Here is a 12,172-nt window from a genome sequence, read left to right on the forward strand (position 1 = left end):
GTGCCTGTCAGTGCGCGGTTGCCTGCAGGCCGGCGAGCAGCAAACGCTGGTAAAGATCCTCTTTCAGCCCGTCCGGCTTATCCAACCGCATCCGCTCCAGATGCTTGGGAAACACCTGCGGCTCCGGTGCGTCCAGCGCCGCCTTGCCCAGCTCCAGAATCTCCGTCAGCTTAAATTTGCTCTTGAGCCAGTTCAGCGCCCGCAACAGATCCTTTTCCTCATCCGTGAAATCGGTGCCCAACGGATACTCCGGAAACAAACGGCGATGCCGCGCCTGAATATCCTGGAGCCGCTGCGGCGTGTTGTCAGCAAAGCGCGGGGCCAGCTGGAAATCCTTGGGCAACTTGCCGGCCTTCTGCGCCTGTTCGATCAAATCGCCCTGGAACCTGGAGTCGGTGATATTCAACAGCGCCTCAATCACTTTGGCATCCGTCTGCCCACGCAAATCGGCAATCCCGTACTCGGTGATGACGATATCGCGCAGGTGACGAGGAATGGTGCAGTGGCCGTATTCCCAGACAATAGTGGAACTGACCTCCCCCGCCGACTCGCGCCAACTGCGCAGGATCAGGATCGAACGCGCGCCCTCCAGCGCATGGCCTTGGGCAACAAAGTTGTACTGCCCACCGACGCCGCTGAGCACACGGCCACCTTCCAGCTGATCCGCCACACCTGCACCGAGCAGCGTCACCACGATCGCGCTGTTGATAAACCGCGCGTCCAGGCGCTGCAGGCGCTTGAGCTCTTCCTGACCGTAGAGCTCGTTGATGTAGCTGATGCGGGTCATGTTGAATTCCAGGCGCTTGGCGTGAGTCATTTCCTGCAAGCGCTGGTAAAAACTGCGCGGCCCGAGGAAGAAGCCACCGTGAATCGAGACGCCGTCGGGCTGCGCCGCATCGTCCAGGGTGCCGGCGTTGGCTTGCTCCTGAGTCGCCACATCCGGGTAGACCTTGCGACGGATAATCCCGGCATCGGCCAGTACCAGCAGGCCGTTGACGAACATTTCGCTGCAACCGTACAAGCCATGGGCGAACGGCGCGACGCCGCCTTCATGGCTGATCAGCGGCGCCCATTGGTACACATCGAGGTCGGTCAACAGCAGCCGATAGGCGTCGTTATCGGCCTGACGCGCCAGCAAGGCGGCGGTCAGCGCATCGCCCATGGAGCCGATGCCGATCTGCAAGGTGCCGCCATCGCGCACCAAGGTACTGGCATGCAGACCGATAAAGTGGTCCTGAAAACCCACGGGCATGTTCGGTGTGGAGAACAACGTGGTGCTGTCCTTTTCGTCGATCAGGTAGTCGAACGCATCCATGCCCAGTTCGGCATCGCCGGGCATGTAGGGTAAATCGCTGTGAACTTGGCCAACGATCAGGATGGTTTCGCCAGCTTGGCGGCGCTTCTCGATCATGGGCAGCAGGTCAAGGGTGATATCGGGGTTGCAGCTCAGGCTCAGGCGATCAGGATGCTCAGTGCTGCTGGCCACCAGTTGCGCCACCAGATTGAGGCCAGCGGCGTTGATGTCGCGGGCGGCATGGCTGTAATTGCTGCTGACGTAATCCTGCTGCGCCGATGCGCTGTGAAGCAGGCTGCCGGGCTGCATGAAGAACTGCTGCACGCGGATGTTGTTCGGCAGGCTGTCCTTGTGCAGGTCAGCGAGAAAATCCAGCTCAGGGTAATCACCGAACACCCGCTCGATAAAGGGTTCGAGAAAGCGTTTTTGCAAACCATCGCCCATGGTTGGGCGGCCCAAGGCCAGCGCGGTGTAGATCGTCAGCGCCCGCTCAGGCAACGTGGCGATGCGCCGGTACAGCGCGTTGACGAACAGGTTGGGCTTGCCCAAGCCAAGGGGCATGCCCATGTGGATATGCGCGGGCAAACGCGCCAGTACGTCGTCAACTGCTTGCTCGATTGAACACAACTGCACCATCCGACCCTCCTGAACATTCCATGATTAGGGGTTGGACCGAGCTTGCCGGGTCTTTGCTGCAATGAACAGCCTCTAAGTACAAATCCCAAGCACAAAAAAGCCGCTGGTCAGCGGCTTTTTTGGCGAAGATCGGCAATTTACAGCCCTGACATCTTCTTGATCGCACCCTCAAGGTCCTCAAGGCTGCAATCAGCACAAGTCCCCATCGGAGGCATAGCGTTCAAGCCATGCTTGGCGACCTGGGCCAACCCCTTGGTCCCTTTCTGCGGATCCTCAATTTTGAGCTCCGCCAATACAGTATCCAAATGACCTAACCGCTCCTTCCAGGCAGCGGTATCACCGATCTTCGGAGCATTCAGCAGGCCGGTGCCGTGGCATGCGTTGCAGTGCTTGGCGACTACGTCATCCGGCGTTTTTGCACCGCCGCCGCCACCGACTGCCACCGCCACTTCCATGCCTTTGCATTCCTGGCCTTGAACACAGACTTGGCCGACAGGCTCCAGGCGCTTGGCAATTTCATCATTGGTCGCAGCTTGGGCGCTGACAGCCCATAGGGCCAGTACGGTTGCTGGTGCAGCCAGCATTTTCATAATTAGGTTCACGCGTTCACCCTCAATGGTGGCTATTCACGCCTGCGGCCACGGTTTCGCAGGCGGCGAAAGTATAACGGTTAGCCCGTCCGGCTGAAACAACCCTATTAACTAAAGGGAGATTCAGTCATACGGAATACTGCTCGGGTGCCTCTGCAACGCTGGCAGGACGCCTCTTTTGTTAAAAGTTCGCGGGTGTGGCTGCGCTGATTAGTCGCGCCGGCACATCGAACGGGTTGCGAAAACGATGCGGCTTGGTGCTTTCAAAGTAGTAGCTATCGCCGGCTTCGAGCACAAAAGTTTCAATACCGACCACTAATTCAAGGCGACCTTCCACCAGAATCCCGGTTTCTTCACCTTCGTGGGTGAGCATTTCTTCGCCGGTGTCGGCGCCCGGCGGGTAAATCTCATTGAGAAACGCAATCGCCCGGCTCGGGTGCGCGCGACCGACCAGTTTCATGGTGACGGCGCCGTCAGAGATGTCGATCAGCTCATTGGCTTTATAGACGATTTGGGTCGGTTTTTCCTGGAGGATCTCCTCGGAAAAGAACTCGACCATGGACATGGGGATGCCGCCCAGCACCTTGCGCAAGGAGCTGATCGAGGGGCTGACACTGTTTTTTTCGATCATCGAAATGGTGCTGTTGGTGACACCCGCGCGCTTGGCGAGCTCGCGCTGGGAAAGACCCTTCAGTTTACGGATGGATTGCAGTCGTTCGCCGACGTCCAATGCGGGAGCCTCCTAGGATTCAGGCGTTGTTGTAATTGAGCGTTATCATGGCGACAGCGTTCAGTATTTACAACACTTGGACCTAAATCCTGGCCGGCTCCACTCGTCGGCGGCGTTCAAGCCCCGGAATAGAGCCTTGGCACGCGGCACAGGTTGCAGAAGATCTGGTAGGGAATGGTCTCGGCGGCAGCCGCGACGTCACTGGCGAGGATATTTTTGCCCCACAGCTCTACCGTGGAGCCAAGCCCGGCCTGGGGCACGTCGGTCAGGTCGACACACAGCATGTCCATGGACACGCGGCCCAGCAATTGGCTGCGCTGCCCCGCCACCAGCACCGGCGTGCCGGTCGGCGCGTGGCGTGGGTAACCGTCGGCATAGCCCATGGCAACCACGCCAATGCGCATCGGCTTTGGCGTGATGAACTTGGCGCCGTAGCCCACCGGCTCACCGGCCGGCAGTTCCCGCACGCAGATGACTTTGGACTCCAGGGTCATCACCGGCTGCAAACGCGCGGCGATGGCCTGGTCTTCACCAAACGGCGTGGCGCCGTAGAGCATGATGCCCGGGCGCACCCAGTCGCTGGACATGCTCGGCCAACCCATCACCGACGGCGAGTTGCGCAGGCTGACTTCCGCCGACAAGCCTTGGCGCGCCGCCTCAAATACTTCGACTTGTTCATTGCTACGTACACAGTCGAGCTCGTCGGCGCGGGCGAAGTGGCTCATCAATACGATTTTTGCCACTTTACCGCTGGCCAGCAGCCGCTGATAAGCCTCGTGGTAATCCTTGGGGTGCAGGCCAACACGGTGCATGCCCGAATCCAGCTTGAGCCAGATAGTCAGCGGCTTGCTCAGCCGGGCTTGCTCGATCGCGTCCAACTGCCACAGCGAATGCACCACGCACCATAAATCATGCTCGATGATCAGAGGCAGCTCGTCGGCTTCGAAGAAACCTTCCAGCAGCAGTACCGGCGCGCGAATCCCGGCGGCCCGCAGTTCCAACGCCTCTTCGATGCACGCCACGGCAAACCCGTCGGCTTCGGCTTCGAGCGCCTGGGCCACGCGCACGGCGCCATGGCCATAGGCATCGGCCTTGACCACGGCGAGGGCCTTGGCCCCCGTGACTTCACGGGCCAATTGGTAGTTGTGGCGCAGGGCTTGGAGGTCGATCAGGGCACGGGCAGGACGCATGGCAGCAGGCTTCTAGGCGGCAGAGTGAAGAAAAACCGGCACCGACCAACAACGTCGGCGCCGGGAGAGGGATCTGGGTTTAAGGCAGCGCGGCCACGACGGACAGCTCTACCAGAATTTCCGGTTCGCACAGCTTGGCTTCGACCGTGGCACGGGCCGGGGCGACGCCTTTAGGCAGCCACTTGTCCCACACCGCGTTCATACCGGCGAAGTCGGCGTCGATGTCTTTCAGGTAGATCGTCACCGACAGCAACTTGGTTTTGTCGGTGCCGGCCAAGTCCAGCAAACGCTCGATATTGGCCAGGGTTTCACGGGTCTGCTGTTCAATCCCGGCACTCATGTCGTCGCCGACTTGCCCTGCCAGATACACGGTACCGCTGTGAACAACGATCTGGCTCATGCGCTCATTGGTGAGCTGGCGCTGGATGGACATGTTTTGCGGACTCCTGGTGGTTGCCGTAACGGGAAATATCGAGGCCTTCGGCGCTGATCTGTGGCGTCCTCGAAGCCATCAGGTCGGCCAACAAACGACCAGAGCCACAGGCCATGGTCCAGCCGAGCGTGCCGTGGCCGGTATTCAGGAACAGGTTCTTGAAGGGCGTGGCACCGACAATCGGCGTGCCGTCGGGTGTGGTCGGGCGCAGGCCGGTCCAGAACGTGGCTTCGGTCAAATCGCCGCCCTGAGGATAAAGGTCGTTGACGATCATCTCCAGGGTTTCGCGTCGACGCGGGTTAAGCGACAGGTCAAAACCGGCTATTTCAGCCATGCCGCCGACGCGGATGCGGTTGTCGAAACGGGTGATCGCGACCTTGTAGGTCTCGTCGAGAATGGTCGAAGTCGGCGCCATCGCCGGGTTGGTGATCGGCACGGTCAGCGAGTAACCCTTGAGCGGGTACACCGGCGCCTTGATCCCCAGCGGCTTGAGCAGTTTCGGCGAGTAGCTGCCCAGAGCCAGCACGTAGCGGTCGGCGGTTTCCAGCTTGCCGTCGACCCACACGCCGTTGATACGGTCGCCTGCATAGTCGAGGCGCTGGATGTCCTGATCGAAGCGAAATTCCACGCCCAGCTGTTTGCACATCTCCACCAGGCGCGTGGTGAACATCTGGCAGTCGCCCGTCTGGTCATTCGGCAGGCGCAGGGCGCCAGCGAGGATGTCGGTGACACTGGCCAATGCTGGCTCAACGCGGGCGATACCGGCGCGGTCGAGCAACTCGAACGGCACGCCGGATTCTTTCAGCACGGCGATGTCTTTGGCCGCGCCATCCAGTTGGGCCTGGGTGCGGAACAGTTGAGTCGTACCGAGGCTGCGGCCTTCGTAGGCAATGCCGGTTTCAGCGCGCAGCTCGTCGAGGCAGTCGCGGCTGTACTCGGACAGGCGGACCATGCGTTCCTTGTTCACCGCATAGCGGCTGGCCGTGCAGTTGCGCAGCATCTGCGCCATCCACAGGTATTGATCGATATCGGTGGTGGCCTTGATCGCCAGCGGGGCGTGGCGTTGCAGCAACCACTTGATCGCCTTGAGCGGCACGCCCGGCGCGGCCCATGGCGAGGCATACCCTGGAGACACTTGGCCGGCGTTGGCGAAACTGGTTTCCATGGCAGCAGCAGGCTGACGGTCGACCACAACGACTTCAAAGCCGGCCCGCGCCAAATAGTAGGCACTGGTCACCCCAATGACGCCGCTACCCAAGACCAGAACGCGCATTTTTATATCCTCATCACGGGCTTAGCCGCTGACGTGTGTTATTCGAGCAATGATGAGCGCAGTGTAAAAAACAATGACCAGTGCATTTCACTATATAAATGCCTATATTTGGCGACAATTCTCGGCAAAAACCCTTTTCACAGAGGCGTATCCCCTATGCGTACCAACACCCAGACCAAGCGGGAGCTGGACAAGATCGACCGCAATATCCTGCGCATCCTGCAAACCGACGGGCGTATTTCGTTCACGGAGCTGGGTGAAAAAGTCGGGCTGTCGACCACGCCGTGCACCGAACGCGTACGCCGCCTGGAGCGCGAAGGGATCATCATGGGCTACAACGCGCGGCTCAACCCGCAGCATTTGAAGGGGAGTTTGCTGGTATTTGTCGAGATCAGCCTCGATTACAAGTCCGGCGACACTTTTGAAGAGTTCCGCCGTGCGGTGTTGAAACTGCCGCATGTGCTGGAGTGCCACCTGGTGTCAGGCGACTTCGACTACTTGGTGAAAGCGCGGATTTCCGAGATGGCCTCGTACCGCAAATTGCTGGGCGATATCTTGCTCAAGTTGCCCCATGTGCGGGAATCCAAGAGTTATATCGTGATGGAAGAGGTGAAAGAGAGCCTGAACCTGCCGATCCCGGATTAACGGATACGCCGCGATCAAAGGTGGGAGCTGGCTTGCCTGCGCCCACCTTTTGCCCGAGTACATCCGCTAGACCAGCACCTGCCGGGTGCTCGCCATGTATTCATGGATCTGCTTTTCTACTCGCGGGTGAATCAGCTCCACCGGCCCCCGCCCATTGGGGCACGGCAAGGTCTTGGTGGTACCAAACAACCGACAGATCAACGGCCGCTCGTCATACACCGTGCAGCCATTTGGCCCGAGGTGTACGCAGTTCAGCTCGTCCATGGCCGCGTCCTGCTCAGCAGCGGTCTTACGTGGCAGTCGCGACATTTCTTCGGGCGATGTGGTCACCGGCCCACAGCAGTCGTGGCAGCCGGGGACGCACTCGAACGAAGGAATCTGTCGGCGCAGCGCGCTGATTTTCTGGCTGTTGCAACTCATCGAAACACGTACCGAACGGCGAATAGGCGTTGATTCTGACGCAAAACGCCCTGCGCAGACAGCTTCGTCCGACCGCTGTATCCTGCGTCAAATTTTCCAAACAGGGATGCTCCCCATGACCGCCAGCGCCCGGCACACCGCTTCCTACTACGCCGCCAGCAGCGTCCCACAACCCGACTGCCCGGCGTTGGCGGGCGAAGTCAGCGCCGATGTGTGCGTGATTGGCGGTGGTTATTCCGGGCTTAACACGGCGCTGGAGCTGGCCGAGCGCGGTTTTAGCGTGGTGTTGCTGGAGGCGCGCAAAATCGGCTGGGGCGCCAGTGGCCGTAATGGCGGCCAGCTGATTCGTGGCGTCGGCCATGGCCTGGACCAGTTCGCCAATGTGATCGGCAGCGACGGCGTACGCCAGATGAAGCTGATGGGCCTGGAAGCCGTGGAGATCGTGCGCGAACGCGTCGAGCGCTATCAGATCCCCTGCGACCTGACGTGGGGCTATTGCGACCTGGCGAACAAACCTCAGCATCTGCACGACCTGGCCGCGGATGCCGAAGAATTGCGCAGCCTCGGCTATCGCCATGAAGTGCGCCTGCTGCAAGCCAACGAGATGAGCAGCGTGGTCGGCTCCGACCGCTACGTGGGCGGCATGATCGACATGGGCTCCGGCCACCTGCACCCGCTGAACCTGGCCCTCGGTGAAGCCGCCGCCGCGCAGCAGTTGGGCGTGAAGCTGTTCGAGCAGTCCGAAGTGACGCGCATCGACTACGGCCCCGAGGTCAACGTGCACACCGCCCTTGGCAATGTGCGCGCCAAGACCCTGGTGCTGGCCTGTAACGCTTACCTCAATGGCTTGAACCCACACCTGAGCGGCAAAGTGCTGCCCGCCGGCAGTTACATCATCGCCACCGAGCCGTTGAGCGAAGCACAAGCCGCCAACCTGTTGCCGCAGAACATGGCTGTGTGTGATCAGCGGGTGACGGTGGATTACTTCCGGTTATCCGCCGACCGCCGTCTGTTGTTTGGTGGTGCCTGCCACTATTCCGGACGCGACCCTCAGGACATCGGCGCCTACATGCGCCCGAAGATGCTCAAGGTGTTTCCACAACTGGCCGACGTGAAGATCGACTACCAGTGGGGCGGCATGATCGGCATCGGCGCCAACCGCCTGCCGCAGATTGGCCGGCTGGCCGACCAGCCTAACGTGTATTACGCCCAGGCCTACGCCGGCCACGGCCTCAACGCCACGCACCTGGCCGGCAAGCTGCTGACCGAGGCGATCAGCGGCCAGCAGCAGGGCCGTTTCGATTTGTTCGCCCAGGTGCCGCACATCACCTTCCCCGGCGGTAAACATTTGCGTTCGCCGCTGCTGGCGCTGGGGATGCTCTGGCACCGGTTCAAAGAGCTGATCTGATCAATCGCGCCAGAACGGTTTCAGGCCTTCCTGGCGCGCTTGTTCGGCGGTCAGCCCAACGTCGCGCAGTTGCTCGCGGGTCAAATGCAGCAAGGCTTTGCGCGTGTGGCGGCGGTGCCAGAACAGGCTCCATCGGCTGATATCGCGCGGCGCCGTCCCCCGCTCCTGCCCTGCCTGCAACTCCTGACTGTGTAGCATCAGACGCACATCGCTTATGCCGCTCATTTTGCTGCCCCTCATTTGCTTGTTGCCATGAGTGACTAGAGTGAGCGCGCACGCCAAACCATTACAGATTCAACCCATCTTTATTAAATCCATACAGATGCTGCCCAAGGGTGCCTGAATCCTGTATTTTCCCGGTATCTGTACTGGTCCCTCGGGAGTGACCGCCATGACCCTTTACGTCAACCTCGCCGAATTGCTGGGCACTCGCATCGAACAGGGCTTCTACCGCCCCGGCGATCGTTTGCCCTCTGTACGAGCCTTGAGCGTGGAACACGGGGTCAGCCTGAGCACCGTGCAACAAGCCTATCGCTTGCTGGAAGACAACGGCCTGGCAATGCCCAAGCCCAAGTCCGGCTACTTTGTACCCGTTGGGCGCGAGCTGCCGGCGCTGCCCGAGGTAGGCCGCCCGGCCCAGCGCCCGGTGGAGATTTCCCAGTGGGATCAGGTGCTGGAACTGATTCGCGCGGTGCCCCGCAAAGACGTCATACAGATGGGCCGGGGCATGCCGGATGTATTGTCGCCGACCCTGAAACCCTTGCTGCGCAGCCTTGCACGGGTGAGTCGCCGCCAGGATCTGCCGGGGCTGTATTACGACAACATCCTCGGCTGTATGGAATTACGCGAACAGATTGCGCGACTGTCATTGGATTCCGGCTGCCAACTGACGGCCGAAGACATCGTGATCACCACGGGTTGCCATGAGGCGCTGTCCGCCAGCATCCACGCCATTTGCGAGCCGGGCGATATCGTTGCCGTGGACTCGCCGAGCTTCCATGGCGCCATGCAGACCCTCAAGGGCCTGGGCATGAAAGCCTTGGAAATCCCGACGGACCCGGTCACTGGCATCAGCCTCGAAGCACTGGAGCTTGCCCTGGAACAGTGGCCGATCAAGGTCATCCAGCTGACGCCCAACTGCAATAACCCCTTGGGCTACATCATGCCGGAGGCGCGCAAACGCGCGTTGCTGACCCTGGCCCAGCGCTTTGACGTGGCGATCATCGAAGACGATGTGTATGGCGAGTTGGCCTACAGCTACCCACGCCCACGCACGATCAAATCCTTCGACGAGGACGGCCGCGTGCTGCTGTGCAGCTCGTTCTCGAAAACCCTGGCGCCTGGCTTGCGTATCGGCTGGGTTGCGCCCGGGCGATACCTGGAGCGGGTGCTGCACATGAAATACATCAGCACCGGTTCCACTGCGACCCAACCACAGATCGCCATCGCCGAATTCCTCAAAAACGGCCACTTCGAGCCACATTTGCGGCGGATGCGCACCCAATACCAGCGCAATCGCGACCTGATGCTCGACTGGGTCAGCCGCTATTTCCCGGCAGGCACACGCGCCAGTCGGCCCCAGGGCAGCTTCATGCTGTGGATCGAGCTGCCAGAAGGCTTCGACACCCTCAAGCTCAACCGCGTGCTAGTGGAACAAGGCGTACAGGTGGCGGTGGGCAGCATTTTTTCCGCTTCCGGCAAGTACCGTAACTGCCTGCGCATGAACTACGCTGCCAAGCCAACCGCGCAGATCGAAGAAGCGGTGCGCAAGGTCGGCGCCGCCGCGATCAAGATGCTTGCCGAGGCGTCAGACTGACCTTTCGCCGGAATTGGCCGTCATATGCCCAACCGCCCTGACCTGGAAGCAGCGCCCTTGATGACTCGACGGCTTTTACCGTTTTTCCTGCTGGGCGCCCTGGCCCTGGGCGGCTGCGCTACGGTCGATACGCCGCGCGTGCCCAGCGACGCCCTGCCCGCCGCCCAATCGTCGTTCGGCCGCTCGATCCAGGCGCAGGCGGCGCCGTATCAGGGCCGCTCAGGCTTTCGCCTGCTGCCCAACAGCAGTGAAGCCTTCATGGCCCGCGCCGAACTGATCCGTAACGCCCAAAGCAGCCTCGACCTGCAGTACTACATCGTCCACGACGGCATCAGCACGCGCATGCTGGTGGATGAACTGCTCAAGGCCGCCGACCGTGGCGTGCGCGTGCGCATCCTGCTGGACGACACCACCAGCGATGGCCTCGACCAGATCATCGCCACCCTCGCCGCCCACCCACAGATTGAAATCCGCCTGTTCAACCCGCTGCACCTGGGCCGCAGCACCGGCGTGACGCGGGCCATGGGCCGATTGTTCAACCTGTCGCTGCAACACCGGCGCATGCACAACAAGCTGTGGCTGGCGGACAACAGCGTGGCGATTGTCGGCGGGCGCAACCTGGGCGACGAGTATTTCGACGCCGAGCCCAACCTGAACTTCACCGATATCGACATGCTCAGCGTCGGCCCGGTGGCTGAGCAGCTCGGCCACAGTTTTGATCAGTACTGGAACAGCGCGCTGAGCAAGCCGATTGATGACTTCGTCTCCAACGCCCCGTCCAAACGCGACCTGGCCGCCGCACGTGTGCGCCTGCAAGACTCGCTGGCCGAATCACGCCAGCAGAATCACACCCTGTATAACCGCTTGCGCACCTACCAGACCCAGCCACGCATGGACATCTGGCGCCGCGAGCTGATCTGGGCCTGGAACCAGGCGTTGTGGGACGCGCCGAGCAAGGTGCTGGCCAAGGCCGACCCCGACCCGCGCTTGCTGCTCACCACCCAACTGGCGCCGGAGCTGGAAGGCGTCAACCACGAGCTGATCATGATTTCGGCGTACTTCGTGCCCGGCCAGCCTGGGCTGGTGTACCTGACCGGCCGCGCCGATGCGGGGGTGTCGGTGAGCCTGCTGACCAACTCACTGGAGGCCACCGACGTACCGGCCGTGCACGGCGGCTATGCGCCGTATCGCAAGGCGCTGCTGGAACACGGCGTAAAACTTTATGAGCTGCGCCGCCAACCCGGCGACCCCAGCGCCGGCAGCGGCCCGCACTTGTTTCGCCGAGGCGCCTTCCACGGCTCGGACTCCAGCCTGCACAGCAAGGCGATGATCTTTGATCGGGAGAAGTCGTTTATCGGCTCATTCAACTTCGACCCACGTTCAGTGCTGTGGAACACCGAAGTCGGCGTGCTGGTGGACAGCCCCGAGCTGGCGGAGCATGTGCGTAACCTGGCGTTGCAAGGCATGGCACCGGCCTTGAGCTACCAGGCGAAACTGCAGGACGGGCAAGTGGTGTGGGTGACCGAAGATAACGGCCAATTGCACACACTGACCGATGAACCCGGCAGTTGGTGGCGCCGGTTCAATGCCTGGTTCGCCACGTCAGTCGGCCTGGAACGAATGCTTTAAGGACAGAGTAGATCCCTGTGGGCGCCGGGCTTGCCCGCGATGGCGGAGTGTCAGGTACTGTATTGGCAGCTGGCACACCGCTATCGCAGGCAAGCCAGCTCCCACGGT

The 12,172-nt window shown here is 61.2% G+C and carries 12 protein-coding genes; 4 read left to right on the top strand and 8 right to left on the bottom strand.

Translation table 11 applies throughout. The features are described 5' to 3' along the window. Window positions 1-7: 7 nt before the first annotated feature. The 6 genes from ACI77I_RS01930 to dadA all read right to left on the bottom strand — a co-directional run bounded on the left by ACI77I_RS01930 (window position 8) and on the right by dadA (window position 6,146). Window positions 8-1,930: an acetyl-CoA hydrolase/transferase C-terminal domain-containing protein gene (locus tag ACI77I_RS01930; RefSeq protein ID WP_406996860.1), complete on the bottom strand. Its 1,923-nt coding sequence runs from the start codon at window positions 1,928-1,930 to the stop codon at window positions 8-10. A 137-nt stretch (window positions 1,931-2,067) separates the two neighbouring features. Further along, a complete protein-coding gene (locus ACI77I_RS01935) occupies window positions 2,068-2,520 on the bottom strand; it encodes a cytochrome c5 family protein (RefSeq protein WP_176462875.1) in 453 nt (150 codons plus the stop codon). Window positions 2,521-2,701: 181 nt separating this feature from the next. Next, window positions 2,702-3,250, bottom strand: a complete 549-nt coding sequence (locus ACI77I_RS01940; RefSeq protein ID WP_094948720.1) for a cupin domain-containing protein — start codon at window positions 3,248-3,250, stop codon at window positions 2,702-2,704. A gap of 116 nt (window positions 3,251-3,366) precedes the next feature. Next, complete coding sequence (alr, locus tag ACI77I_RS01945; protein ID WP_406996861.1) at window positions 3,367-4,440, bottom strand: alanine racemase; 1,074 nt, start codon at window positions 4,438-4,440, stop codon at window positions 3,367-3,369. Between the two features lie 79 nt (window positions 4,441-4,519). Continuing rightward, window positions 4,520-4,873 carry a RidA family protein gene (locus ACI77I_RS01950; protein WP_034116404.1) on the bottom strand — a complete coding sequence of 118 codons (354 nt, stop codon included), beginning with the start codon at window positions 4,871-4,873 and terminating at the stop codon, window positions 4,520-4,522. Beyond that, window positions 4,845-6,146: a D-amino acid dehydrogenase gene (gene dadA / locus ACI77I_RS01955; protein ID WP_242153472.1), complete on the bottom strand. Its 1,302-nt coding sequence runs from the start codon at window positions 6,144-6,146 to the stop codon at window positions 4,845-4,847. The genes ACI77I_RS01950 and dadA overlap by 29 nt, the downstream gene beginning before the upstream one ends. Before the next feature lie 156 nt (window positions 6,147-6,302). Here dadA and ACI77I_RS01960 point away from each other — a divergent pair, with 156 nt between their 5' ends. Continuing rightward, window positions 6,303-6,791, top strand: coding sequence for an Lrp/AsnC ligand binding domain-containing protein (locus tag ACI77I_RS01960; protein WP_003176896.1), 489 nt, complete (start codon window positions 6,303-6,305; stop codon window positions 6,789-6,791). A gap of 66 nt (window positions 6,792-6,857) precedes the next feature. On the opposite strand, the gene ACI77I_RS01965 is transcribed toward ACI77I_RS01960, so the two are convergent. Further along, complete coding sequence (locus ACI77I_RS01965) at window positions 6,858-7,211, bottom strand: YkgJ family cysteine cluster protein (RefSeq protein WP_003176897.1); 354 nt, start codon at window positions 7,209-7,211, stop codon at window positions 6,858-6,860. 115 nt (window positions 7,212-7,326) lie between these two features. On the opposite strand from ACI77I_RS01965, the gene ACI77I_RS01970 reads away from it, so the two are divergent. Next, window positions 7,327-8,619: an NAD(P)/FAD-dependent oxidoreductase gene (locus ACI77I_RS01970; RefSeq protein ID WP_406996862.1), complete on the top strand. Its 1,293-nt coding sequence runs from the start codon at window positions 7,327-7,329 to the stop codon at window positions 8,617-8,619. On the opposite strand, the gene ACI77I_RS01975 is transcribed toward ACI77I_RS01970, so the two are convergent. Continuing rightward, the gene (locus ACI77I_RS01975; protein WP_094948716.1) at window positions 8,620-8,844 is read right to left on the bottom strand and encodes a DUF1127 domain-containing protein; all 225 of its coding nucleotides are present in this window, start codon (window positions 8,842-8,844) and stop codon (window positions 8,620-8,622) included. Window positions 8,845-9,010: 166 nt separating this feature from the next. On the opposite strand from ACI77I_RS01975, the gene ACI77I_RS01980 reads away from it, so the two are divergent. Next, the gene (locus tag ACI77I_RS01980; protein WP_094948715.1) at window positions 9,011-10,435 is read left to right on the top strand and encodes a PLP-dependent aminotransferase family protein; all 1,425 of its coding nucleotides are present in this window, start codon (window positions 9,011-9,013) and stop codon (window positions 10,433-10,435) included. 60 nt (window positions 10,436-10,495) lie between these two features. Continuing rightward, window positions 10,496-12,064: a phospholipase D family protein gene (locus ACI77I_RS01985; protein WP_406996935.1), complete on the top strand. Its 1,569-nt coding sequence runs from the start codon at window positions 10,496-10,498 to the stop codon at window positions 12,062-12,064. Window positions 12,065-12,172: the final 108 nt, after the last annotated feature.

It is taken from the genome of Pseudomonas sp. D47 (assembly GCF_045447305.1).
Lineage (GTDB): Bacteria > Pseudomonadota > Gammaproteobacteria > Pseudomonadales > Pseudomonadaceae > Aquipseudomonas.